The sequence below is a fragment of the Streptomyces ferrugineus genome (assembly GCF_015160855.1).
Classification (GTDB): domain Bacteria; phylum Actinomycetota; class Actinomycetes; order Streptomycetales; family Streptomycetaceae; genus Streptomyces; species Streptomyces ferrugineus.
In genome coordinates this window covers 3,988,451-4,013,898 of sequence record NZ_CP063373.1, presented here as the reverse complement: position 1 = coordinate 4,013,898, position 25,448 = coordinate 3,988,451, and the positions used below count along the sequence as shown (strand labels likewise).

17 protein-coding genes are annotated in these 25,448 nt (G+C 70.8%); all 17 read left to right on the top strand.

The window, feature by feature from the left end; translation table 11 throughout:
- The first annotated feature begins 29 nt into the window (after positions 1 to 29).
- The 17 genes from IM697_RS18240 to IM697_RS18160 all read left to right on the top strand — a co-directional run bounded on the left by IM697_RS18240 (position 30) and on the right by IM697_RS18160 (position 25,307).
- On the top strand, positions 30 to 12,764 hold the full coding sequence (locus tag IM697_RS18240; RefSeq protein WP_194048753.1) for a hypothetical protein: 12,735 nt from the start codon (positions 30 to 32) through the stop codon (positions 12,762 to 12,764).
- An 11-nt stretch (positions 12,765 to 12,775) separates the two neighbouring features.
- A complete protein-coding gene (locus tag IM697_RS18235) occupies positions 12,776 to 13,093 on the top strand; it encodes a hypothetical protein (protein ID WP_194048752.1) in 318 nt (105 codons plus the stop codon).
- A gap of 50 nt (positions 13,094 to 13,143) precedes the next feature.
- Positions 13,144 to 13,773, top strand: a complete 630-nt coding sequence (locus IM697_RS18230) for a hypothetical protein (protein WP_194048751.1) — start codon at positions 13,144 to 13,146, stop codon at positions 13,771 to 13,773.
- Positions 13,774 to 13,785: 12 nt separating this feature from the next.
- The gene (locus IM697_RS18225) at positions 13,786 to 13,995 is read left to right on the top strand and encodes a hypothetical protein (RefSeq protein ID WP_194048750.1); all 210 of its coding nucleotides are present in this window, start codon (positions 13,786 to 13,788) and stop codon (positions 13,993 to 13,995) included.
- A 146-nt stretch (positions 13,996 to 14,141) separates the two neighbouring features.
- The gene (locus IM697_RS18220; RefSeq protein WP_194048749.1) at positions 14,142 to 15,995 is read left to right on the top strand and encodes an NUDIX domain-containing protein; all 1,854 of its coding nucleotides are present in this window, start codon (positions 14,142 to 14,144) and stop codon (positions 15,993 to 15,995) included.
- 224 nt (positions 15,996 to 16,219) lie between these two features.
- Positions 16,220 to 17,515 carry a phage major capsid protein gene (locus tag IM697_RS18215; RefSeq protein ID WP_194048748.1) on the top strand — a complete coding sequence of 432 codons (1,296 nt, stop codon included), beginning with the start codon at positions 16,220 to 16,222 and terminating at the stop codon, positions 17,513 to 17,515.
- 354 nt (positions 17,516 to 17,869) lie between these two features.
- Positions 17,870 to 19,117: a metallophosphoesterase family protein gene (locus tag IM697_RS18210; protein WP_228044731.1), complete on the top strand. Its 1,248-nt coding sequence runs from the start codon at positions 17,870 to 17,872 to the stop codon at positions 19,115 to 19,117.
- Positions 19,118 to 19,155: 38 nt separating this feature from the next.
- On the top strand, positions 19,156 to 19,896 hold the full coding sequence (locus IM697_RS18205; protein ID WP_194048746.1) for a GP88 family protein: 741 nt from the start codon (positions 19,156 to 19,158) through the stop codon (positions 19,894 to 19,896).
- A 128-nt stretch (positions 19,897 to 20,024) separates the two neighbouring features.
- Positions 20,025 to 20,489 (top strand): IPT/TIG domain-containing protein, encoded by a 465-nt coding sequence (locus IM697_RS18200; protein WP_194048745.1) that lies wholly within the window; start codon positions 20,025 to 20,027, stop codon positions 20,487 to 20,489.
- A gap of 154 nt (positions 20,490 to 20,643) precedes the next feature.
- Positions 20,644 to 21,228 (top strand): hypothetical protein, encoded by a 585-nt coding sequence (locus IM697_RS18195; RefSeq protein WP_194048744.1) that lies wholly within the window; start codon positions 20,644 to 20,646, stop codon positions 21,226 to 21,228.
- Positions 21,229 to 21,239: 11 nt separating this feature from the next.
- Positions 21,240 to 22,097, top strand: a complete 858-nt coding sequence (locus IM697_RS18190; RefSeq protein ID WP_194048743.1) for a hypothetical protein — start codon at positions 21,240 to 21,242, stop codon at positions 22,095 to 22,097.
- A 19-nt stretch (positions 22,098 to 22,116) separates the two neighbouring features.
- Entirely contained in the window at positions 22,117 to 22,449 is a 333-nt protein-coding gene (locus IM697_RS18185; RefSeq protein ID WP_194049761.1) for a hypothetical protein, read from the top strand.
- Entirely contained in the window at positions 22,449 to 22,985 is a 537-nt protein-coding gene (locus tag IM697_RS18180; RefSeq protein ID WP_194048742.1) for a structural protein, read from the top strand. Before IM697_RS18185 ends, IM697_RS18180 begins: the two co-directional genes overlap by 1 nt.
- A 40-nt stretch (positions 22,986 to 23,025) precedes the next feature.
- Positions 23,026 to 23,304, top strand: a complete 279-nt coding sequence (locus IM697_RS18175; protein WP_194048741.1) for a DUF7210 family protein — start codon at positions 23,026 to 23,028, stop codon at positions 23,302 to 23,304.
- On the top strand, positions 23,304 to 23,729 hold the full coding sequence (locus IM697_RS18170; RefSeq protein WP_194048740.1) for a gp17 family tail completion protein: 426 nt from the start codon (positions 23,304 to 23,306) through the stop codon (positions 23,727 to 23,729). Before IM697_RS18175 ends, IM697_RS18170 begins: the two co-directional genes overlap by 1 nt.
- 73 nt (positions 23,730 to 23,802) lie before the next feature.
- Positions 23,803 to 24,636, top strand: coding sequence for an IPT/TIG domain-containing protein (locus IM697_RS18165; RefSeq protein WP_194048739.1), 834 nt, complete (start codon positions 23,803 to 23,805; stop codon positions 24,634 to 24,636).
- A 140-nt stretch (positions 24,637 to 24,776) separates the two neighbouring features.
- Positions 24,777 to 25,307 (top strand): hypothetical protein, encoded by a 531-nt coding sequence (locus IM697_RS18160; RefSeq protein ID WP_194048738.1) that lies wholly within the window; start codon positions 24,777 to 24,779, stop codon positions 25,305 to 25,307.
- Positions 25,308 to 25,448 lie beyond the last annotated feature (141 nt).

Below are 25,448 nucleotides of genomic sequence, written 5' to 3'. Positions count from 1 at the left end.
AACCACCTCCGGTGTGCATGGTCCGCGGCATGCTGAATCGCCCCGCTGCTGCGCACGCTGAGTTGCAGGACCTGAGTGACGACCTCGAGGTCAAGGCTGCCCGCCGTAAGTGGAACCCCGCCCTGCACCCACGCGACAGCAAGGGCAGGTTTATCGAGACCGGCGGAACGGTTCGCTTGTGGGGTGGCAAGCTCGCACGCGTTGTCCGTGCGCTTCCCAACGACCGCGTCCTCGTCCAGGACCAGAGTGGCCCGAACGAGTTCCGCGGCCGACGGCACACCACCAGCGCCAAGTGGGTGTCCATGGTTGCCCGGCCCGACGGCACCGCGCCCACGGACAACGAGGACAAGGTCGTTGCCGAGGACGAGCGGCGCACGAAGGACCCGCGCCGCGGCAACGGCCTGCGCCGGGACGACGACGGGGACCCCGACACCCCCAACGATCCACACAACACCGACGATCAGGGCCGCCCCATCGGTGACGACGACGGAGACGGACCCGACGACGACGATGACCAGCCCGAGGTCGTTGACATCGATCACCTGCCTAATCGGCTGATCAACTCGCCTGGAAACCACCGGTTCAAAGACATCGCTGCTGTCCGTCGGCACCTTCTGCAGCTCGCTGAGCACCCCGGTCAAAAGCCCGCCATGGCCACGTTCCTGCGGCACCTGGCCGTCGAGAAGGAACTGCAGGCCACCGCGAATGGCAGGCTGCTCGCCCTCCGCGACGACACAACCCGTCGCTGGTACCTGACCGCCATTGGGACCGGCCAGCGCATGGACATGGCAGGCGACTTCAAGGACCGCAACGAGGCCAGCAGCTTCGCCTACTTCCTTGATCGTCACGTGCGTTCGGGTACGGGTGACGGTCTCGGCCCTGACAGTCGAGTGTTCGACTTCACCGACCCGAACCTGGACGAGGTAGCCCGGACGTGGCAGTCCAGCAGGGGTGAGAACATTCGGGCCGCGATCGAGCGGGCTCGCCAGGAGTTCGACAGCAGCAAGAAGAAGCCCGCGGCGAAGAAGCCCGCGGCCGCGCGTCCACGGCCGTCCGAGCCTGTGGCCCCGGCCGCAGACGCTGGTTCGGCCGCGCCGGTCAGTCGTGAGGCCCTCAAGCCCGGCGACCGCGTCAAGGTCACCGTCTCCAGCAGCGACATCGAGTGGCCGATGAGCACTCGGAATCAGCCCAAGCCGGGAACGGTCACCGTTGAGGGCACCGTTGCCCCCACGTTCTCGGGGGGCCCGGGGACCCGTGGCGCTCCCCTGGTGGACGTCACGCTGACTGGCCCGGACGGCAAGGTGATGGTGTCCGGGGACACCGCACGTGTCCTGCGTATGCCGAGCCAGGTCGCCGTGTCCGGGCACACCGATGGCTTCACGCCCGAGGAACTCCGTGCCGACCGCGTCCGGGTCGGGGACGTCATTGCACGCGGGGAGTTTGGGCACGTGGTCGGGCGTATCGACCGCTACCAGGGCGGCCGCACCTTCACCACCCGCAACCTCGGCGGCCGCGGCGAGATCGACCAGTTCGGCACGCGCCCCGGCGACACACTGACCGTAGTACCCAAGGCCCGCCGGCGGCCGGAGGATGTTCTCCGCGACGTCCCCGACCGCACGCAGCAGCACCCCAACAGTGGCGACGCCAAGCGGGCGGCCGCGCGCGTCCTCAGCGACTGGGGCAAGGTCAACGAGCTCGCCGAGCAGCAGTGGCCGGACGGAGCGCCGGAGGAATTCCGCACCCTGGCCCAGCACATGCAGAACGTCACGGACACCCCAAAGGGCACTGACGGCTACCAGGAGAACGCCGACGCGATGCATGGCGCCCTGACCGCTCTCCACGAGCTGGACACCGAGGGCGTCACGCAGGACCTGGCAAAGGCGCTGCACCGGCTCGAGGAGGGCCTGGACGACAACGCCGACCGGTTCGAGGCCGACTCCCGCGCAATCACGGAGAAGAAGCGGAAGCGTACGGCGGCCGAGTCCGACGCCCCGAAGCCGGACGTCCCCCAACCTGACGCCCCGGAGGCGAACACCACCGTCACCCTCACCCCCGACGAGGTGTCCCCGCAGATCGACGCGGTACGCCCCGAAGGTTCCAAAGCCCCGTCCTCTATGGACGACGGGGAGATCCGCGACGAGATCGTCTCCCTGATGGAGCGGGAGATGGCCAACGGCGGCGAGCTGTCCGGCGTCGACCGCACCCGCCTGCGAGTCCTCGAGGCGGAGGAGGCCCGCCGCGCCGGCCGGAAGCCGAAGGAGGAGCCGAAGCCCAAGCCGAAGGCGCCCGCGGAGGAGCCCGGCGGCCTGTTCGACGTCGGCCCGGAGGAACAGCAGCAGTTCGTGGCCGACCCGAACAACCCGGACGACCAGGCCGACGATCCCTTTGGCACGCCGGACATGTTCGCCGACGCCGAGGGCCGCGACACGAGCAAGCTGCGCCCCCCGCAGTCCCGCAAGCCGATGGACTTCGAGGAGGGAGACCGGTTCGTCGACACTCAGGGGCGCACGCACACCGTGGCGGAGCCGCCGCTGCGTACCCCCCGAGGCCGTATCCGCGTCGTCGACGAGAACGGTGGCGAGCACTTCCTCGCCGCGGACCGAGAACTGCGCGTACTGCACCCGGACGAGGACGCTCCCGAAGTACCCGAGACAGACGCCCCCGAGGGCGCCGCCCCGTCCGCGGACTCCCCGGCGGGCGAGACGCCGGAGGCCGAGGCCCCGGCCCCGGACGCTGCCGACGCACCGAGCGATGCCGATGCCCCGGCGGCCGCCGAGCCTGCCGCGGCCCCCAACCAGGTCACCATCGACCACAGCGGCACCGGGACCGTCGTTCGCTTCCCCACGCCGAACGGCATGGTCAGCGACGAAGAGTTCGCGGTGCTGCGAAGCCTGGGATTCAAGGCCAGCCGGGACAGGACACAACCCCGGTTCTTCTACCTGCCCAGCAACATGACGCTGTCCCGCCGCGAGGACAAGGTGCGTCGACTCAAGGAGTGGCTGGACGGGCGGAATGTCGCCTACCAGGCCCCGGAAGAGTCGACCGAGAAGCCGGAGCTCTCCGAGGAGCAGCTCGAGCAGCTCCAGGGGCACTACTTCGCCCCGGCGGGGACCTGGGCGGTCACCGACTTCCTGCCGGGCGACGAAGTGTGGACCGGCCGTTCCTGGGACACCGTCGACTCCATTGGCCCGAAGAACCTGCGCCTGCAGGGCCGCGGGCCCACTCCGTACGACAGCGTCCTCGCCCGCCGCCGCGGCGGCGAGATCAGGACGATGTTCGACGAGCCTGCCGACGACGGCACGCCCCGCCCGGGAGCCACCGACCCCAAGACCATGCGGGACGACCAGATCGCGGCGGAGTTGGCACACCTTGAGGGCGCCACCCTCCCCGAGGGCAACGATCCGGCGGCCCGGACCGTGCGTCGGCAGGTCAGCGCCCGCATCCACGCCCTGACCACCGCTCGGTCCGAACGGAACTTTGCGCGCCGACGCGACGAGTCGCACCGCCGGGCCCTGGCCAGCCTCGTCCGTGACCCTGCCGCGCTGGCCGCGAAGAAGGCTGAGCAGGTCCAGGGCCGAGACGGTGCACCCATCGGGATCGTCTACCAGGAGAAGAAGGGGAAGTGGCTGTTCGTCGACCGCGACGGCCGGACCCCGACCAGTGAGCGGTACAAGACTCGCGCGGCCGCCATCACCGCGCTCAACAAGCTCACCGACGCCCGCAATGAGCGGGCCGGTGAGGGCTGGAAGCACTCGGCGTGGGACGACGTGCAGCCGGACGACACCATCCGTGTGCCCGAGCTGGGCCGCTCGGAAGACAACCGTCGACGCGTCGTGACCGGCTGGTCGGAGCCGCTAGAGGTCTCCGAGATCCGCCGCGGTGACATGGGCCAGGTCCTAATCACCGGCCGCAGCGGTGACGAGGACGTCGAGCTCGAAGTGCCCCGCACCGACGCCACCTTCGGCACGGCCAAGCCCGGCATAGTGCCGGACCGGGAGCCAAGCGACGCCGGCGATGGCCTGCCGTGGACGCAGATGACCCCGGACGATTTCGGCCAGGACGAGCGTCCGGCCCCGACCGCGGACCCGAACGCGCCCCGGCCGACTGACGAGTTCGGCACGCCGGACCTCATCACCAACGGCACCCCGGACACCCCCGAGGCCCCCGGTACCGCGGAAGGCTCTGACGGCCCCGAGACCTCGGACACTCCGGGAGACGAGACGGAGACCGCCCGCACCGTCCTCGACCGTCTGCCCGAGCTCCCGCCCCTGCCGAACCTCACGGGCCTGTCCCGGCAGCACAAGGACGACGTCCGTCGTATCCGCGGCGACTACGCCAAGATCCGCGAGTCCCTCGATGGGATCCTCGCCGGAGACCCGCCGACCGGCGACGCCCGCGAGGACCTGCGGCGCGTCCGCGAACAGCTCGACTACGTCGCGGGACGACTGACTCGGGACCTCCTGCCCGAGTCCGACGAGGCGCAGTCCGTCCGGGCCGGTCTGTTCGACTTGGGCCAGGACCTCGACCGCGCGCTCGCCGCGCTGCCCGAGCGGGAACCGGAGCCCCAGGGCGACGGCCCCAACGGCGGGACCTTGTTCCACCCGTGGGACATCCGCGATGGCGACCTCGTCCGGTTCGACGCCGAGAACCCTGCCGACCGCGACCGCAGCCTTGCCCCGTACTACGGCACCTTCAAGGGGCGGGCCGCCTCTGCGTCCGGGGACCAGGGCCGCACTCTCGTCACCTACCAGTCGCGACGCTGGAACGACGACCGGCAGCAGTGGGAGCCCGGCGACCCGACCCAGCACACCGTCACCATGCCGCCCCGTGGCCTCGTGGAGCGGTTCACCCCCGAGCAGTGGGACGCCTGGCAGCGCCCGGGGCAGTCCGAGGACAGGGACACGGCCGACAGCGCCACGGCGCCCGACGCGCCGATCCGGGACACGTCGCCGGCGGACATGACCGACGAGGACATCCAGGCCGAGCTCGAGGAGCTGCAGGCGTGGCAGAACCGGCACGTCTCGCGCACCGGGGAAGGCCCGCGCATTCAGGGCAACGCCATGCTCGCGCTCTCCCCTGTCGCCAGCCGCCGCGGCAAGCTGCACGAGGAGCAGCGCAATCGCGACAACGCCCGCCGGGACCGTGAGAAGAAGGAGAAGAAGAAGCAGGAGCGGGCCGAAGCGCTCGCGCGGGCCGAGATCGGCAAGCGGAACGATGACGGCTCGTACCCGGTGACCGTCGACGGCGAGGACGCCGGCACCGTCAGCCAACTCGCTCGCAAGTGGCGGTACACCAACGCTGACGGGCAGGATTCCCCCGACTCCTACGCGAGACGCGCGGAGGCCGTGGCCGCGCTCGTCCGCAACCGCGACGTCCGCCGTGAGAACGCCGACGAAGACGCCCGGCGGGAGCAGGCCCGCAGCGAGGCACCCGAGGGGTGGGCCCTCGGCGACCGCGACGACGTGGCCGAGAACGACGTCATCCGCGTGCCGATCACGCGGCAGGACGGGAACGGCCGCCCGTACCCCGTGGGCTGGAGGCAGCCGGTCCGCGTGAACAGCGTGAGCCGGAACGACAACGGGACGATGGTCCTGTCCGTCTCCAATCTCGACGGCTCCCGCTCGGACATCAGCCCCGTCTTCCTGAGCCACCCCGACGACACCTTCGCGTGGGCCAGCGACCGTACGCGGCCGGAGCCGACGCCGGCATGGCGGCACGAACTCCGCGCCCGCATGGCCGACATCGGCGACGACATCGCCACCCTCCAGAGCAGGGAAGGCCTACAGGACCCGGAGCGCATCCAGCGTTTGCAGGACCTCATCCAGCGCGTCAGCCGGGGCGAGACGGACGATCTGCAGGGCGACCTCCGCCAGATCCGCGACGAGGCCGCGTGGCTGGAGAGCCAGTTCGACGACCCGGACCTTGAGCTGCCGTACGAGACGCGCAGGACCAGGTCGTGGGCCACCGCAGCCCGCATGAAGGCCGAGCGCGACCTTCGGTATCCGGACTTCCAGAACACCGACGGAAACGCTGACGGCCCCGACAACGGCCCGGACCTGGACGGCCCGAACGACGACGACCGTGCCGGCCGGGCGCAGGGCCTGTTCGGCGAGGGCATGAACGCCGTGGGCGGCGAGTCGCTGCCGGAGATGCAGGAGCTCGTCGACCGTCTCGACCGCGCCGACTCATCCGAAGATCGGGATGCGGAGCTCCGCGACATCGCAGACCGGATCGACGCGCTCGCCGAGCAGTATGAGCTCGCAGGCCCGCAGGGTGAGCTCGCCGCCGATCGATTCCGCCGCGCTGCACGTATCGCTCGCGGTGAGCAGGACGACAGCGATGAACGCCGCGGCGACGACCCCGACGGCCAGGACGACGACCGCAGCACCGACGGCGCGTCCAACGACGGCCAGGACGACGACAACCGCAACGAGGCGACGGACGGGGGCGCCCAGGAGGGCGAGGAGGACGAGCAGCAGAACGACGACCAGGACGACGAGGAGCGCCGCCAGCGGAACCGCGACGGCGATCTCGACGGCGGTGCGGCCGACCCTGATGGCGAGCCCGACGGCGGCGACGCAGGCACGCCCGACGGCGACGACAGCAACGACTCGAGCAGCGGCGAGGGCGACGGCCCGGAGAGCGAGGACAACGACCAGGACGCCCCGGAGGGCGACGAAGACGACGAGAAGCGGCGCAGGCGTCGGCGTCGCCGCCGTGACCGTGGCGGCAACGGCGGCCCCGGCGGTGGCGGTCCGGGTGGGCCCGGCCTGCCGCACCTGAACCTGCCGGACTTCAACGTCCCCGACGCGACCGGGGACGGCGGCGAGGGCGGCAGCGGTTCCTCCGGCAACCGTGACGGTGGCCGATCCCGCCGCTCCCGTCACCGCGACGTTGACTCCCTGCGGAACGCCTGGCGGACCGGAGAGGACCTCACAGCGGCCGAGGACACCCCCGAGCGGCGTTCCCACCTGGCCGAGTTGGCGGACCGGGAAGGCCTCGCTCTGTCGCCCGAGGGCGGTCTGGCGGTGTACCCCGAGCCGCAGGCCGACGGCTCCACCGTGTGGCGCTTCGCCCAGGCCCGCAACGGCACCAACCTGCCCGGCCTCACCCTGACTTCGGACGACCCCGAAGAGGCGCGGACCCTCGCCGGGCGGTTCGAGGAGATAACCGACCGCAACGGCGACCCATTCGACTGGCACCAGCCGTGGGGCCCGGCTAGCGCGCTCGCGTGGCGTGATGGGGAAGGCCGCAGCCTCCCCCAAGCGCTCCGCGCAGTGCAGGACGACTACGAGCAGGAGCGCAGCGGTGCGTTCACCCTGCCCGAGGACCTCTCCACCCTGAGCGACCCGGAGCTCGAGGCCGCCTACCGGCAGGGCCTGGGCCCGGATGACGAACTGCGCGTCATGGCGGAGATGGACCGCCGCGACGGCTACGTCGACGAGCGGATCCGTGCTGCCGTACCGGACACTCCGCCGGCGGACGCCGAAGAGGCGGAGCGCCGCGGCCGTGCCATGGATGAGGCCCTCGGCTTCGGCGACACGGACGTCACGCAGCCCGCTTCGGCCGCCCCCGGACGCTTGCGCCGAGAGTTCGACGCCCTCGATGAGGAGCGTTTCCAGGCAGCCATGGAGGCCACTGGTGGGCGCATGCTCAGCTCCGAGGCCGAGGCCCAGGGCATTGATCCGCGCGCCGTGTTCTCCGGCACCAAGTACAGCAACAAGCGCGCGAAGGAACTGGCCTCGCCTGAGCTGAACCTCTGGATCGACGGCGATGACGAGAACGTCGGCCACGGCCGGCTCACGTATCCGCAGTACCGGCAGCGGGAGGCCGACCGTGTCTTGCGTGCCGAGTTCGCCGATTGGGACGAGGCCCGCTACCGCCAGGCTGTCGACTTCACGAACGGCTACTTCTTCAAGCGCGAGTACAAGTTCGGCGCTCTGCCCTTCGACGAGCGAGAGCTGTTCTCCGGTGGCAGCCTGTCGGCGCGCGACCGGTGGAGGCAGTACGCGAGCGAGGAACTGCAGGAGTGGTTCGACAACAACGGCGGCCGCCAGACGTTCGCACAGTTCAAGCAGTCACGCCGCGACGGAGACCGCAGAGACCGAGACCTGTTCGAGGAGGAGCAGCGCCGCGCGGCCGAAACCGAGAGCGGCGCCCCGGACGACACGGCCCCCTTCACGGCCGATGACGTCACCCCGCCGCCGCCGTTCAACCCCGCGGATGTCGAGAGCGAGGAAGACGCCGCATTCCGGTTCGGCGGACATGACCGGATGAAGGAGTTCGCTGACCGGGCCGAGTTGCGCCCTGCAGGCGAATCCGAGTCCGTGTGGCTCGACGGCCAGCAGATCGGCACCATCTCCAACCTCTACCGGTCCGACCCCGACCGCGAACCGGTGTGGGACGCCCACCCGTTCTTCGGCCTGGATCACGACCTGAACAGCCGTTCCCAGAGCCGTGACACGGCCATCGCCAACCTGGTCATCCGCGCCCTGCAGGACGGCCCCGCGGACCCGGCGAACCCCAGCGACGACGTGTGGGACACCGTGACCGTGCACCTGGCGGGCATGACGCGGGAGCTGCCGGAACTGCCGGAGTCCCTCCGCAACAATCCGGAGGCGCGCGCCCGCTATGAGCGGCTGACCGGCACGGTCGACGCCTTCCGTGACCAGCGGTCGCCCAGCGGGGACTTGAGGGACGACCTAGTCCAGGCGCGCGACGACTTCGCATGGCTGCGTGGCCTCCTGCCCGACACTCAGCGAGGAGGAGAGCAGCGCGACGTCCTCAACGACCTTGACGCGCGCGCCTTCTGGGCCCGCCGCCTCCTCGAGGGCCTCGGCGGGCCGGACAGCGACACCGAGCGGCCCCGCGCCGAGGACGAGCCGCAGGGCGACGGCACCACGCCGTCCCCCGCGGTGCCGACGCCGGAGCCCGTCAAGGATCCAGAGGACACCGTCCGTCCGCCGGCGGAGCCCGAGCCGGAGCCCGACCCTGAGCCGATCGGCGGACAGCCCGCACACTGGGCCCGAGTCGAGGACCTCGTGCCCGGTGACATGGTCCGCATGAACGGCACCACCAAGAACGGCCGTCCCGTCCAGCGCGCCGGGTACGTCCACCAAGGGCCCGTGCTGGTCGACGTCACCCGCCGCGGTCGCACCGATCAGATGTGGCGTACCTGGGTCACGGAAAACCCGGATGGCACCGGCGCCAGCGGAAACGTCTACACATCGGTCAACGCGACCGCGGCGCGCGCCGAGGCGCCGGACGACGTTGTGCCCGGGTCCCCGGCCAGCGGTGCCCAGGCCGCGCTCCGCTCGGGCGACCTGCCCGACCAGATCCCCACCGACGGCGGGGGCCGTGGTCTGTTCCCCGGCAGCACCGTCACCAGCACCGACGACCGTGGGGGAACCGTCACCGGCGCCACCGACACCACCGTTTCGGTGCACTGGTCCGACGGCAACGACGACACCGCGGTCTCGCCGACGACGGTCACCGTCACCTACGGGCAGCGCCCCGACGGCTGGACCGCCGACGGGCACCGGGTGACCACGCAGAGCGTCGTCAGTGACAACGACGGGGCCCTCCTCGGCCCCGTCGACGACGTCGATGGAGACACCGTCACCATCACCACGGCCGACGGCACCATCACCCGCAGCGCCGGAGACCTTCGCGTCACCGGCGAGGTGCGCGACGACGCCCCGGAACCGGTGACCGGCATCGACGAGCCCGCGGCCGCGGACCTCAAGGACGGCGACGTCGTGGTCCTGGACCTCGACGGCCACCTCGCCACCGTCGCGATCACCGGTGAGCCCAGCAGAGACGGAGACCGCGTCACCCTGCAATACGCCGACACCACGACGGGCGAGATGGGCGAGATCGACGTCGATGCCCGCGCGGTACTGCCTCGCGCCCAGGGCCCGGACGGCGGCGCCCCGGAGCTCGGTCCGGACGATGCCCCCCGACCGGCCGACGACCTGACTGTGCACCCCGCGCCTTACACGGTGGAGCCGGTAACCGGCCCGACCGTCGACCCGGACCTCACCGCGGGCGACCGGGACGTCATCGGCGACCACGCCGACGGCCCGGAGGACAACCCCGACGCCCACCAGGCCGCCGTACGTATCACCGCGGATCTGCCCGTCACCCCGGAGCAGGCCTCGGCACTCGCCACCCAACTGCGCGCGGCCGCGGACCCGTCGACTCTCGAGGGCCGCGCCGCTCTGCGGGCCGCGGACCACCTCGACCGAGCCGCCGGCCGTACCCCGCCCGAGGGCCTCGACCGGCCTCGCCCGTCGAACGCCGCTCAGGTTGGGGATGGCGACCTGGTGGCCATGCCCGACGAGCGCCGCGGCGACCAGGTGCGTGTCTTCCGCATCATCGACGCCGAAGACGGCCCCGGCGGCGTGCGCAGCTTCCTCCTGGAGGATCAGGAGAACCAGCAGTGGCGGCGTCGCGTCGTCCACGGGGCGATGCCCGTGTGGCAGCTCCCCGAGGCCGAGCCGGACCCCGTCACCCCGCCCGACGTCGACGACACGGACACCACCCCGGACGCCCCGACCACTCCGGCTACCCCGGACACCTTGAGCTCGCCGGACGAACCCTCGGTGCCCGTCGCCCGGGTCCGCCCGGGAAGCCTGCGAGACGGCGACGTCATCGACGCGCCCGTGAGCCGGACCGGCTACCAGTTCAATGGCCACCGGCGGCTGACGATCATCGGCGAGCCGCAGCGCAACGGCTGGTGGACGCAGCTCACGGGCATGGACGAGGAGGGCAACGTCCACGACTTCGGTCTGCACAACGGCCGTACGGTGAACGTCTACGACCGGAACCGGCCCACCCCGGCCCTCCCGCCGGTTGGTACGCCCCGCGATCCCAACCAGGTGCAGCAGGCCGACGTCGACCGGATCGTCAGCGACCACGCCCGCAGCCTGGCCGCGCGCATCATCGACGAGGCCACAGCGGGCACGGAGCCGCCCGGTGACATCCATGCCCTGCGCGAGCAGATCGCCCAGCGCCTCACCCCGGAGGCCCTGAGCGATGCCCGCCAGGCGACCCGACGCCACGCGGCCGCCGCGCTCGACGCCGCGGGCATCACCGGACGAGACCGGGCCGCCGCCCAGCGGCGTCTCCGCGACACCCGCGAGCAGGCGCACACGGACACCGTGCGGGCAGCCCTGCGCACCATCAACGACCTCGAGCCGCTCCCCGACGAGAGCGACGAGGACCTGGCGGCCCGCGCACGGGACCTACTGCGTCTCATCCCTGACCAGGTGGCGGGTCGACCGTCCACGACGGATCCCGACTCCGACCCGGACGTCACGCAGGCGGTCACGGGGCACGCCGACGACGCGGTGAACGCGCTCCTGCAGCAGCTCCAGGCCGCGGGCGTGGACCCGGGCGACGCCGAGCGGATCGCCCGCATCCTCACCCAGCACATGGCCGGTTCCCGGCAGGCCACGGCCCGCCGGATCGCCGCCCGGGTCGCCGCGGCGTCCCCGGACGCCGGCCGACAGCCGGGCCTCCTCGCTCGGATCGTTGCTCTCCTGATCCGCATGACCAAGCGCCTCGCGGAACTAGTGAAGGCCGGAGCACGAAAGATCGCCGAGAAGTACAGCACTGCACGGGAGCGCCTGGCCCGCCTGCGGGCATTCCTCGGCCGTATGGTCCGCCGTGTCCGGCAGTGGCCGGAGTCACGCCGCCTGGCGCGTCTGCACCGTGCGGTGAACCTGCCCGACGCGGACGGCGAATCGCTGGCGGCGCGGATCTCTCATTGGGCCGGACTGATGCCGGAACCGGGGCGGTTCGGGCAGGCGCAGCAGCGCGTCACCTTCCGGCGCCCGACGACGTGGGGACGGCTCGCAGCCGGACGGCTCCCGGACCGGTCAGACCGTATCCAGTGGGCGCCGGACCGGGCGGCCGACGGTGGCCCCGGCCTGACCGCGCTCCGCCACATGGCGGCCCTGCGGGCGGCCGGCAGCGACGTCGACCAGGACGTGACCCGCCGTCTGTCCGCAGCCCTCGGCGACGACTTCGGCGACGACCCGCACGCCACGCTGCAGCACGCTGACGACTACGTGGCCACCAGCGAGCGGCGCCTGGTCAACCTGCAGGCGGCCCGCAGCGGCTCGACCATCCCGGATGACCCGGACCTCGAGGTCGAGATCGACGCGGCCCGCATGGAGTTGACGGCCGCCCGCCGGGAGTACGCCGGCCTGCGGGCCCGGTACGCCGCCGCGGTCCCCGACGCCGTCGCCGCAGCCCTTGCCGACATCCGCGACATGGGCCCCGAAGGCAACGCCGCGATCGTGTTCGGCCCGGACACCAACCCGGACGCCGAACGGGCCGTACGGGGCGTGCAGCGCCTTATCCCTCGGGCGTGGCTCAACACCCCCGAGTCGCGCCGCCTGACGGCCGTCGACGGCACGCAGGGCCGCTACGAGCCGGAGGGACAGCGGATCACTGTCGCCGACCTGGCCGACGAAGGACTGGGCACCGCCGGGCACGCCCTGGCGCAGCACTTCGCCCGCCACCTCGGCGACCTGGACGCCGCGCAGCGCGCGTTCTGGTTCACCAGGACGCACACCGGCCGGCCCGGCGCCCGCCGCATGCGGCGCAGCGCACTGGACCGACTCCTGCGGCGGCAGCAGACGCAACCGGAGACCGGTGACAGTCTCGCGCGGTCCGTTCAGGCCATGTTTAACGGCGACTGGTACCAGGACGACGACCTGCGGGCGTTCCTCCTGGGCCTGATGGCCACTCGATAAGGAGGCATGCAGTGCTCACCGTCACCGGCTCGTTCGACGACGGTGCGACCTACACAGTGCAGATCACCGGGCGGGCTGACCGCCCGGTGATCGGGTCGTACCGGACCGCGGCCCTGGTGGAGCTCCACCTGGGCGAGACCGTCGCCCTGTCACCGACCGGCCCCATGACGGCCGTTGCCGGGGGCGACGAGGCGTCCGTCCTCGCGGTCCTCCGCGAGTACACCAACGTCATCGAGGAGAGCGGGAGCGTGCCGAGGCAGGTGCGCGTACCGGGGAGCCGATCCGGCGGACTTGCCCAATTGGGCAAGAATGATCTTGGTAGAGGGTGAGAGGGCGGTGGCGGCGACACAAGCCGCTCCCCCGTGCGCATGCTCCGCACGTGACCAGATACGGATTCGCCATCAAGGCTCTCCCCCAGGGCGGCAAGCCTTTCGGGGAGGAAGACGACGAGAACGAGGACACCGCGGGCACCGAAGAGGCCTCACTCGAGACGGCCGGCCCCGGCGTCTCCGACAACGACCCCTCCGAAGACCCCGCGGTGGAGGACCTGCCCGAGGACCCGACCGCGGCCCCCGCCGCACCGGCGGAGGACCACGCTGCGCCTCCGGCAACGGACACGCCACCGGAGGGAGAAGGCGTCGGAGAGGACCCGGGCGCGGCCCCGGAACTGCCCGACGACGACTCCCGCCCCTGGGCCGGAGACATGTACGACGAGGGCGACGAGACCGACCCAGAGAACGCCTTCGCCGCGTACACCGGCAGCGATGGGGAACAGGCTTGGCTCGACCAGGCCCCGGACGGCACACTGACCGGATGGGTGCGTGACTCCACGGGCCAGATGTGGCGCTACACAGACCCTGATGCGTGGGCCATCGACGTGGACGGGGCGCAGATGACCCGATCGCACGGCCCCGAAGGGGGAGACGGCACGACCGACCCGGCAGCCCCAGGCGGCCAGGCCCCGCCCGAAGACCGCGGCGTGCAAGACCCGATGTTCGCGAGCCAGTAAGGAGAGCCGAGAGTGCAGCTCGACCGCCAGACCTTCCAGGACCGGCTCAACGAAGGCAAGGCCGCGTACGAGGCCGGAGACCCCTCCGACGCCTGCCCGTACAACATGTACGGCAACGCCGAGGAGCAGTTCGGATACCGCTACTGGAACCGCGGTTGGTCCATGGCCCGCTCCGAAGCTGAGCAGCGGCCGCTCCAGCCCGTGGCCAGCACAGGACACTAGGCAGACGCGAACGGCACGGTGCCCGGCGGCCCACTGTCCACCGCCGGAGGTTTCCCGCCGTGCCGAGCGCTGCTCCACCCACCAGATCCGCACGCCCCAGCACCACCCAGCGAGGCACCAGCCGGGCAATCTATGCCGTCACCGGCGTGGTGGACGAGGTCAATGACCTCGTCCTGCCCGGCGCCTTCACCCGCACCTTGGCCTCACGCCCCGTCAAATCAGTCTGGCATCACGGGTGGAAGGATCCCGTCGGCGTCGTCGCCGCGTGCGAGGAGTGGATGCCCGGCGACCCTCGATTCGCCGACATCCCCGACTGGCCCGCCGAGGCCGGCGCCCTCGTCGCCACCGTGATCTACAACCTGCGCACCCGCCAGGGCCGTGACGCCTACGAGCAGGTCAAGCAGTGGCATGAGCACGGGCAGGCCGCGTTCTCCATCGGCTACCGCGTACGAGAAGGAGAGGCGTCCCTGCGCGGTGACGGAGTCCGCGTCATCCACCACCTGGACCTGTACGAGGTATCGCCCGTTCTGCACGGAGCGCACCCCCTGACGCGCAGCCTCGAGGTGAAGTCCGCCACCGGCGGGCACGACGGCCTCGAGTACAAGACCACGCCTTCCCATGTCGAGATCGACGTCGTCGCCTCGTCGAAGGGCAAGGACGCCATCAAAGTCGCGGGCCTGGTCGTGAAGGCCGCCGATACCGGACGCGTGCTGATGATCCAGCGCACGCTCGACGAGGACGATCCGGCCGCGGGAATGTGGGAGTTCCCCGGCGGACACAGGGAAGACGGAGAAGACCCCCTCACGGCCGCGGTACGCGAGTGGGGAGAGGAGACCGGCTCGACCCTGCCCGGCACTGCAAGCGTCATCGGCTCCTGGACGGCCCCGAACGGCATCTACCGGGGCTTCGTCGCGGTCGTCCCGACCGAGGATTCCGTGCCGATCAACGTGCCGCACGACGAACGCCGCATCGCCAACCCCGATGACCCCAAGGGCGACGCGACGGAGGTCACGGCCTGGTGGCCGATCACTGCCCTCCCCGACATGGCGCTTCTGCGGCCTGAGTGCCGCGAAACTCCGTTGGAGCTCCTGGCCGGCGCCGCCCTCCCGCAGGGCCCGGCACCGAAGCCGACCCGTCCCATCTCCGAGAACGTCCTCGAGGGCATCATCAACGCCACCCGGGACGGCGTGACCTCCACCGAGAAGAAGTCCGCGCGCGCCGCCGTACAGGCCGCCCGCGCCCTGCCTCGCATCGAGCACAAGTCCGCCCGCTCCACGGTCATCGAGGCCAAGAGCAAGCACATCGCCCACCTGGAGGCTCTCGCCATGTCCCCCAAGCCCATGCCCGAGTCGCAGGAACAGTTCCGCTCCCGCCTCTCCGACAAGGTCCGGGAACTCCTCGACCAGGACGGCGGCACCTGGACGTGCATCGAGGGCACCTATCCGGACCGCGTCATCGTCTCCGTGCACAGCGAAGACGGGGCGACCGAGCGACGCAGCAGCCACTACGCGATTCCGTACACGGTCACGGCCACCGGTGACATCACCCTGGAGAAGCCGCAGCCCGTCGAACTTGCCACCATCGTCGTACCGGAGGGCACCACCGCCCACCGAGCAGCCACCGAGGCCGAAGACGTCGACGCCCGGGTCGTCCAGCCCACCGTGGAGACGCTTGCCGACGCCACCGCCCGCGTCAGCAGCAGCACCGCGGACCCGGAGCAGTTCGAGGAGGTTCGCGACAAGGTACGCGACCTGATCGCGGCCCTGTCCGCCAAGGGACTCGACATCGCCGCCGACGAAGACGACGCCGCACCTGCGGAGCGTACGGCGGCCGCCACCCCGCTCGGACTGGCCCTGTGGGACGAAGACGCCTTCGGCGACGTCGACGACGGAGAAGACGACGTGGACCACGAGGGCGCGGAGCCGGCCCGCGCACCGGAGGACACCGTGCGCATGGACGCCGACGAAGTGAAGGCCGCACTCGCCCTGATACGGAGCTGAGTTGCACCCCCCAACCCGGACCCAACCCGCGGAGCTCCCGCACCGCTGACAACAAAACAGCAGGTCAAACCCCATGTGCTGCCCACTCTTGACGTCCCGAGCGGGCAGCACGCGACGTTAACCCCAGTCTCCCCTTTCCATTCCGCCTCGCGTTGAGGCGTCCCGGTGCTGGCCGGGCGAGCGACGCACGTCAACCGCCCCCAGCATCAGGGAGAGCACCCCAAATGCCCGCCACCACCACACGTATCGAGGAGCTGCAGAAGGCGCTCCAGGTCAAGTCCGCCGAGGCCGAGCGCATCAGCCAGACCTTCAAGGTCGAGGACGGCGGTCAGTTCGTCGTCTCCAGCGAGCAGGCGAAGGCCTTCAAGAAGGTCTCTGCCGAGGCCGCGGAGATCAAGAGCCTGATCGACGCCGAGCAGGGCCTGGTCGAGATCAAGCAGTACCTCGAGGCCCCGGAGAACCCGCCGGCCGCGGCCACCCACTACGGCCAGCGTCCCGGCATCGAGGAGAAGTCCCTCGGCGACCTGTTCGTCGAGTCCGCCTCCTACCAGAACGCCACGCAGGCAGGGTTCCGTGACAAGCCGTACATCCGCGCCGACATCGAGGGGAAGTCCATCTTCTCCCTGTCCGCGGGCACGGTGACCCACCAGGTCCTCGGCTCCGCGCAGAACCTCGGCATCGCCGAAAGGCCCTTCAGGAAGTTCCACATCAGGGACCTGTTCCCGAAGAGCACGACCAAGAACGCCGTCCTGTACGGCGCGCGAGAGACCGGCTGGACGAACAGCGCCAAGCAGATCAAGGAGCGGTACGCCGCGGACGGCACGTCGCCGGCGACCGGGGCGGACACCGACACCTGGGGCCGCGCCCCACGGTCGAAGCTCACGCTGACCCCGGTGATGTACCCGGTGGCCGAGGTCGCGCACCTGCTCGATGCGCACAAGAACATCCTCAGCGACGAACCCAGGCTCAAGACCTTCATCAACACACGCATGGTGGAGGGCGTCAAGTACGCCGAGGACTGGGACCTTCTGCACAGCATCGGCGACGGCCAGTCCATCACCGGCATCTACAACACGCCGGGCGTCCAGCAGTACACCGGTCTCGCGACCGACCAGTACAGCGTCCAGATTCGGCGCGCGATCACCAGGGCGCTGCTGGCCGAATACGACCCGACCGGCATCGTCCTGTCGCCCACGATGTGGGAGCACGTGGAGGTCGAGGAGGACAAGAACGGCGCCTTCCGCGTCGCCATCGCCGTCGCGATCGGCGCCGAGAAGAAGGTGTGGCGCCTCAACGTCGTCGAGACGACCGCGATGGCCGACACCGACTTCCTCATCGGCGCGTTCGGTCTCGGCGCGCAGCTCCACGACCGCGAGAACGTCTCCGTGACCGTCTCGTCGGAGAACGGCATCAACTACGAGCAGGGCCTCATCACGTTCCGCGCCGACGAGCGCCTGGCGCTCGAGGTTCCGCGGCCGGAGAGCTTCGTCATCGGCACCTGGACCACGCCGGCCCCGTGATCCGGACGGGGGTGAGGGGGTGCACCCGGGCCACGGGCGCGCCCCCTCCCACGTACCACAGTCACGACGACGGAGGACGCTGGTGATCGAGAAACAACCCATAGGCCTCGCTCAGGAGTTGGACGCGCTTGCGGGCGCTCCCGCCGCTCATCGAGGCCCCCGCTGCAGCGTCGGCGCGCTCCTGGAAGCCGCAGATGCCGACGTGGCCGCATCCCTCCGCGCGGTGCTGGACTCGGCCAGTGTCTCCGCCACGGCTATCGCCGAGACCCTCAGCCGGTACGGCGACGCCGTCACGGCCTACACCGTCAATCGGCACCGACGACGTGGGAAGCCCAACGGATGCCGGTGCGAGCGATGACCCTGAACAACGAGCTGCAGGCGCTCCTCGAGCCTGCCTCCCATGAACAGAGCCAGCCCGCGCAGACCCAGCGGCTCCAACCGGCCGTTCCTCGCGGCTGGGAGAGCGGGGTGCGCTACGAGCCGAGCGGCACGATGGTCGTCACCGCCCCGCCCGCCGACAAGCCACCGGCCGGTGACGACGAGCTGCGCAAGCGCGTAGAGGAGATGGGGCTGACCATCCCCGACGGTTTCCGCGTCCGCCTCGTCGAGGCCAAGCACGACCCGGCCGCCTGGCACCGCGACGCCCAGGGCGAGGACGCCGTCACCCGCGCCGTGTGGCGCTGCCGGTACGTCATCGAACCGGCCGAGCCCGCGTGGATGTCCGCCGGCGACGTCGACGCCCTCGTACGGGACGCGATGCGCCGCCGCCGGAAGCCGCGCGCCGCCGTCGACACCGCGGAGCGCGCCCTGGTCGTGGTGTACGCCGACGCCCAGGCCGGGAAGGTGGGCCGCGACGGCGGCACTCCGGAGCTCATCGCCCGGGTCGCCGACCGGTTCGACAAGCTGGACGACCACATCCGCGATCTCAAGGCCGTCGGCCGCGCCCCGTCCGTCGCCTACTGGGCCGACGCCGGAGATTGTGTCGAAGGCTTCGAGAACACGACGCAGCAGGCGTTCACCAACGACTTGACCCTGACCGAGATGATCCGCGTCCACCGCCGCGTCACCTTCGAGGGCCTGGACCGCCTCGCCGGGAAGTTCGCCCGTGTCGTCGCCGCGACGTGCGGCAGCAACCACGGCCGTGTTCGTCGCGGGAAGGACGCCGTCGGCCCGCCCGTCGACGACTGGGGCATCGAGGTCATGTCCCAGGTGGCCGACGCCTACGCCCGCAACCAGGACGCCTACGGGCACGTCTCGTTCGTGATGCCGGAGCGGTGGCGGGACACCGTGTCGCTCGACATCGCCGGGCGCATCGTAGGCCTGGCTCACGGCCACCAGTACCCGCGGCCTGAGAAAGCTGGCGACTGGTGGAGGGGGCAGACCTTCGGCCGCCAGCCTGTCGCGGACGCCGACATCCTGATCACGGGCCACTACCACCACTTCCGCGCGCAGCAGATGGGCAACGGGAGGCTGTGGATCCAGGCCCCCACCCTCGACAACGGCAGCGACTGGTACGCCGTCCGCTCCGGGGAGGTCTCGACTTCCGGCCTGTTGGTGTTCAGCGTCGGCCCCGAGGGCTGGGACGACCTGCGGATCCTCTGAGCGCGACGCAAGCCATCCCAGAACTCCACGGTCCGGGCATGACTGACAAACCACGGTGGCTACTCACCCAGAACACAGACCTGCGGCGACAGGGCATATGGAACTGGTCCATCCCGGCGTGGGCCGGGACCCTGCCGGACGGCCGCACCTACAACACGTGCCCGTCTGCGGGGATCTGCGCGCAGCTCTGCTACGCGCGGCAGGGCGCCTACCGGTTCGCGGGCGTCAAGGCGCGCCACGAGGCGAATCTGATGATGCTGCTCGACGATCTGCCCGGCTGGGAAGCGCAGATGACCGCGGAACTCCAGCACAAGCGGTACCAAGGCCGGTGGGTTCGCTGTCACGACGCCGGCGACTTCTTCTCCACGGAGTACACCGAGGCGTGGATGCGCGTGATGCGGGCCGCGCCGGGCGTGAAGTTCTACGCGTACACCAAGAGCGTTTCTCTGTTCCGGGACGTCGTGGAGCCTGACCCGCCGGAGAACTTCAAGTGGGTGTACTCACTCGGGGGCCGCGAGGACCACCTGGTCGACGTGACCATCGAGCGGCACGTCGACATCTTCCCCGACGCGGACTCCCTCACCGAGGCCGGGTACACCTCCCGGGCCGATGAGGGGTGCTTGGTGTCCGTGCTCGGCCCGCAGAAGGTTGGCATCCCTGCGAACAACATCAAGCACCTCAAGAAGAAGCAGGGCGACAAACGGTTCAGCGAACTGCAGCGGGAACAGGACGCGCGACGTCGTGGCCCCGGCAAGCAGTTCAGGGGCGGACGGCCGTAGCCGCCTCGGGGGCACATCAAGATCGTTCTTGCCCAATTGGGCAAGTTCCCCGCTCCCCAGCGAGTACGCGACCCAAGCGACCCCCGTGCCCCATCCTTCGCCGGCCACTCGACCCCAGGAAGGATTCCATGGGCCTCTACAAGGAAGACGGGACACGCATCGAGCAGTCCGCGTTCCCCGCAGTCCCCGCCAGCGACACCCCCATGCGCCTCAGCGAGGACGTATACGAGACCAAGGCCTACGGGCCCGGCGACGGCAGACCCGAGGGCTCCCGGCGCCACCTGCTCTACCAGGCCGGGACCGTCGTCCCCCAGTCCCAGACCGACCGACACTTCGACCCCGCCGCCACGGTCACCACCATCACGCCGACGACCGGCCCAGCCGCGGGCAGGACCACCATCACCATTACGGGCACCCGGCTCGACGGGGTCTCCGCGGTCAACTTCGGCGCGACACCGGGCACCGAGCTCAAGGTCATCTCCGCGACCGAGTTGCAAGTCAAGACCCCCGCAGGTGCGGCAGGTGCCGTCAACGTCGTCGTCGCGGCCGACACCGGCAACGTCACCAAGACGGGAGGCTTCACCTACTCCTGATACCTGACGGTGGAAAGCCCCGAGGGCTGCACCCCGGGGCTTTCCACTGCTCACACAACCTCTCGAGGTAACCAGCGCAGCGCGCGACACAAGCGCGCGCGGCCGTGCAGGGTACGCGCCGTCCGGACCACAACCCCGAGAGGGAGAGCCACTCATGGCAGGCACCGCCCGCACTCGCAAGACCGCGGCCACCAAGAACACCGCTGCCGACTCCACCGCCGAGGCCACCACGACGGCCGGCGCCCCGGCGAAGGCGACCGCCCCCGCCGGGGACGCCAGTGCAGCGACCACCGACGAGACCGCCCCGACTGCCCAGGAGCCCGAGGAGTCGACACCGGCCGCCGACGCCACTCCGAAGGCGCCCGACGCCGCTCCGCTCGAGCCGCCGGCCGTCCAGGAACCCCCGGCAGCCCCGGAGGCGCCCTCATACGCCACCCCGACCGAGGTCATCCCCGACGACGAGAACCTCGCCGAGGTCATCATCGACGACGCGACCAAGGAACCCCCGGCCGACGTGGACTCCGTGTTCGTGCCCCTCACCCCGTACGGCTCCACCCTCGTGTGCACCGTGCGCCTGGTCGAGAAGACGTTCCTCGGACCACACCGCAACCCAGTTCACCGCCTCCTGCAGCCCGCGGGCGCCCATGTCTCCGAGAGCGTCGCCGCGCGAATCCGGGAGCGCCTGGAAGCCCAGGCCGCGCGACTCGCCTCCCAGGCCGACGCGACCACCCAGCAGTAAGGGAGCCCGGGGTGTCGACCTACGACCACAAGCCCATGTACGGCGGGGCGCACTACGACCCCGAACCGGCCGGAGGGCAGGTCACCAGCCTGTCCCTGTACGACGGACCGGACCGCTCCACCCTTGTGGCGGAAGTGGGACCAGCCACCCGGCTGCGCGCCGGGGTGTACCGGTTCGCGCTGCCTGACGTGCCGCCCAGCCGTTACTGGGCCACCGTCACCTTCACCCCGAGCGAGGGCACCCAGCCCGTCAAGGACCAGTCCGTACGCCTGGACTTGCCCCTCGGGCTGGGTCTCGTCACCTCCCCCGAAGCGGTTGCCAAGGAACTCGGCGTTCCCCTGCCGCTCGACGCGGAACAACGCGACGACCTGCTGACCGCCATCCGGAAGGCGCAGGCCGACGTCGTCGCCTACCTCGGCCAGCCCGCCATCCCCCAGCTCGTCACTCGCACCGCCCTCACCCCCTACTGGCACCGCGACGAGGACCTGGGGGATCCCAAGTCGTGGCCGTTCGAGGCCGACGACCTGGTGCAGGTCTCCGCCTACCGCCCGCGCGGAGATGGCACCTACGACGTTGACTTCCTCGTCGGATTCGACGGTGCCGCGATCGACCCTGTCGTCAGGTACGTGACCACGCACGCCGCGGAGTCCGAACGCAACCGCCCCGGCGGCGTGGGTTCCCAGGGGCGCCGCGTGTCCTCCGTCAGTGCGGAGGGACAGTCGATCTCCTACGAGTCCGAGCCGACCACCGGCCAGGCCGGCGCCCTACCCACCCTCGACAGCCTGTCCCGGTGGAAGCGCCGCCTGTTCGCGCCGCTGAACCAGCCCGCCCGCCCGCCGTGGCCGTACTCCTCGAGCCGCGGCCGCTGACGAAAGAGAGTTGACGACCGTGGCCGTCGTGCTGCCGAACGCCATGCTCACGGTGTACGTGCTCGCTCACCCTTGGGTGCGCGACGCCAACGGCGTGCCCGTACCGCCGAACCCCAACCAGAAGCCGGCCCCGCGCGGCACCTGGCCCGGGTCGGTCCTCGAGCAGCCCGACGGTTCATGGTCGGTACGGCTCGATCCGCAGGCCTGGCCGGTCAAGGAGGGCGACACCCTCTCCGACGAGACCGGCCGGTCCTGGACGCTGTCGAGCACCCGCGAGCACGCGGTCCCCGGCGTCCCGGATGTCGATTACGTGCAGGCCACTGCCACGCTCAACCCGCCCGAGGTGCCGTGATGGCTGACGCGAAGTTCACCCCCGCGCAGGGCTTGGAGGAGCAGCTCGCCCGCATGCTGGCCCCCGCGGTGCAGCGGATCGCCCACCAGGTCGAGGTGGAGGCGAAGCGGCTGGCCCCGCCTACCAAGCGCTGGGTGACCATGGGCGACGACAAGGTCCGCCCCACCCACGTCTCCGCCAACGGGCAGGAAGTCCCCGGGAACCTGCGCTTCTCGATCGACTCCATGCGCTGGGACATGGTGCACCGCGGCGTGGGCCCCACGACGTACATGCTCGAGCCGCTCGACGAGAGCTCTCGGGCCGTCGCCAACCTCAAGAACTGCCGCTGCCGAGCGCACAAGGACCCGCAGGGCATCGCCCGGCACATCAACACCGGGCAGCCGGTCGTCGCCGGGAAGAAGGTTACAGTCACCGTCTCCGTCCAGGCCCCCATGGTTGTCGAGGCCGAGGTGGGCACCGTCTACCCGGGCAACCTGCGCGCCGACGGCACACACTTCATGTCCCGCGCGGCCGCCATCGTCGCCGCCCGCCGCTGACGACGCGACACAAGCGGGCCGGGCGCGCACAGTGCGCGCCATGGCTACGAACACCACCAAGAAGCCCGCCGCGGACGCCGCGGCGGAAGAGTCCGCCGCGGACGTCTCCGGGGCTGCCCCGGCCCGTCCCTCCCGCAGGCCGGCCCCGGACCCGGACGTCGTCGGCCCCGCCCTGCCCACCGGCGTCGAACCGGTCACCGTCACCCTGGCGCACCACCACGCTATCGACGGCACCGACTACCCGCCGGGCGCCGAGCTCCTCGTCTCCCCGGACTACGCCCACCGGCTGCACGGCCAGGGCTACGCCACCCAGGTTTGATGAGCGAGCTCACCCTGGCGGACGCGGATCCGGTCTCCGCGATCCTCGCCTGGCTGCAGGAACACCCGGCGGTCGCCGACGCGCTCGGCGGCCCCGGCCGTGTGTCCGGAATCCAAGAGGCACCCTGGCCGCACCTGCGCATCGACCACGGCCCCGGCGGGGACCTGCGGGACCTGAATTGGGCCATCGCCCCGGAGGTGACGCTCGAGGTGTACGGCGATCCCGGCGGCTGGCCGGGCAAGGCCGAACTGCGGCAGATCCTGCTGCGGTGCGCCGCGGCCGCGCAGGATCTGGGGGAGGCGCCCCATGTCCCCGGCCGGCCGGTCATCAGCGGCATCAAGCCGTCGGGCCTGCTGCTGTGGAGCCCCCTCGTCGACGGCCAACCCAGGTGGGTCATGAACCTCTCTGTCACCCTCCACCCGTGACGACGCGACGTTAACCACCCCAGCTCTCCAAGGTGTCCGCGCCTTAGCACCGGACACCAAGGAGAAGCCCGCCATGGCTGGCGAGACCACGAACAACAACGAGATTCTCATCCCTCAGCTCAGCCGCCTGTGGCTGGCCCCCGTCGGGACGGCAGCCCCGGCCGATGCCACGGTGGCAATGCCCGCGGGCTGGTACACAGTCGGCCTGTTCACCGAAGACTCGCTCAAGTTCAACTCTGAGCCGAACTTCGAGCAGGTCCGCAGCGCCCAGTCCTCGTACCCCACCCGGACCTTCCAGACGACGGATGCCGCGACCGTCGAGGTGGACCTGCAGCAGTGGTCCGGCAAGAACTTCCGGGCGGTGTACGGCGGCGGCCGCATCACGGCCGTCACCCCCTCCGGGGGCGGCCCGAAGCACTTCAAGTTCGCCCCGCCCCGCATCGGGGGCCGCACTGAAATCGCCGGGTGCATCGAGATCATCGACGGCGGCAAGCACTACCGCTACGTCATCCCTCGCACCATGCAGATGGAAGGCGTCTCCAAGGATCTCGCCAAGACCAAGGAGTCCGTGCTCCCGCTGCGCCTGGCCGTCCAGGGTGGCGACGACACGGATCCGTGGTACGTGCTGACGGACGACCCGGCATTCCAACCCCCGGTGCCCACCATCGCCACCGTGACGCCGAGCACGGGCCCGGTCGCGGGCGGCACTGCCGTCATGATCGTCGGAACCGACCTCGACACCGCGACCGCCGTGACCTTCGGAGGCACGGCCGGTACCGACCTGACGGTCGAGAGCGACACCAAGCTCACCGTCACCACTCCGGCCAGCACCTCCGGCGCCAAGGACGTGATCGTCACGACCGCGGGCGGCAGCGTCACCAAGACCGGCGGCTTCACCTACGCGTGACCCAGGCCTGCGGCCGCCCCTTCCTCGCGCCGTGAGGCGAGGGCGGCCGCACGCCGCGACACAAGCCGCGCAGCGCTGCCACTGTCCGCGCGCTGCCAAACACGGCAACCCAGCTACGCACTCATGAAGAGGTCACGCACATGTCGTCATCGTTCGTCATCGACCTGGACGCCGAACGCCGCGAGGTTCAGCACCCCGACGGCATCCCCGTGAAGTTCCGCGGCGAACAGTTCATCCTCCCGGCGGAGCTGCCGGCCGCGGCCCTCGACCCGATCCTGTCCGACGAGCTGGACCTGGTCGGCCTCCTCGGCGACGTCATCAACTCCGCCGACGGCGACGCCGGCATCAAGGACGTCGTCAACGCCCTGTTCCGGCGCCCGTCCCTGCCACGCAAGTTCCTCGAGGCGATCCGCGAGACGTACGCCATCCTCCTCGAGGACCAGACCGAGGACTTCCTCAAGCGGAAGCCGTCCGTACCCGACTACGTCCGGCTGACGACCGGCCTGGCCCGCGTCTACGGGGTGGAGTTGGGAAAGCTCTTTCGGTCGGCCGACTCCTCCGAGACCGCTGGAGCGACGTCGAGTCCGACCTCTCCCACTACCACGGAGTCGACGCCCGACGCGTCTGGCTTCGTCCCGGACAACCCGCATTCCTTGGACTCCGACGACTGATCTCCCTCGTCGACGGCCTCCCAGACGACTCCCGGGTCCGGTCCGCCCCGCTCGGCGGCTGGCACAACGTCCTGGAGCTGCTGGCGCTGATCGTCGAGGAGATCGGCATTCTCGCCGCCGACAAACGGCGTGAGGAGCCCA

Excerpts from the sequence above, each read along its gene's own strand:
- IM697_RS18180 (WP_194048742.1), top strand. The coding sequence starts at position 22,449 with ATGGCTGACGCGAAGTTCACCCCCGCGCAGGGCTTGGAGGAGCAGCTC.
- IM697_RS18170 (WP_194048740.1), top strand. The coding sequence starts at position 23,304 with ATGAGCGAGCTCACCCTGGCGGACGCGGATCCGGTCTCCGCGATCCTC.
- IM697_RS18205 (WP_194048746.1), top strand. The coding sequence starts at position 19,156 with ATGACTGACAAACCACGGTGGCTACTCACCCAGAACACAGACCTGCGG.
- IM697_RS18165 (WP_194048739.1), top strand. The coding sequence starts at position 23,803 with ATGGCTGGCGAGACCACGAACAACAACGAGATTCTCATCCCTCAGCTC.
- IM697_RS18160 (WP_194048738.1), top strand. The coding sequence starts at position 24,777 with ATGTCGTCATCGTTCGTCATCGACCTGGACGCCGAACGCCGCGAGGTT.
- IM697_RS18210 (WP_228044731.1), top strand. The coding sequence starts at position 17,870 with ATGACCCTGAACAACGAGCTGCAGGCGCTCCTCGAGCCTGCCTCCCAT.
- IM697_RS18195 (WP_194048744.1), top strand. The coding sequence starts at position 20,644 with ATGGCAGGCACCGCCCGCACTCGCAAGACCGCGGCCACCAAGAACACC.
- IM697_RS18240 (WP_194048753.1), top strand. The coding sequence starts at position 30 with ATGCTGAATCGCCCCGCTGCTGCGCACGCTGAGTTGCAGGACCTGAGT.
- IM697_RS18200 (WP_194048745.1), top strand. The coding sequence starts at position 20,025 with ATGGGCCTCTACAAGGAAGACGGGACACGCATCGAGCAGTCCGCGTTC.
- IM697_RS18175 (WP_194048741.1), top strand. The coding sequence starts at position 23,026 with ATGGCTACGAACACCACCAAGAAGCCCGCCGCGGACGCCGCGGCGGAA.
- IM697_RS18215 (WP_194048748.1), top strand. The coding sequence starts at position 16,220 with ATGCCCGCCACCACCACACGTATCGAGGAGCTGCAGAAGGCGCTCCAG.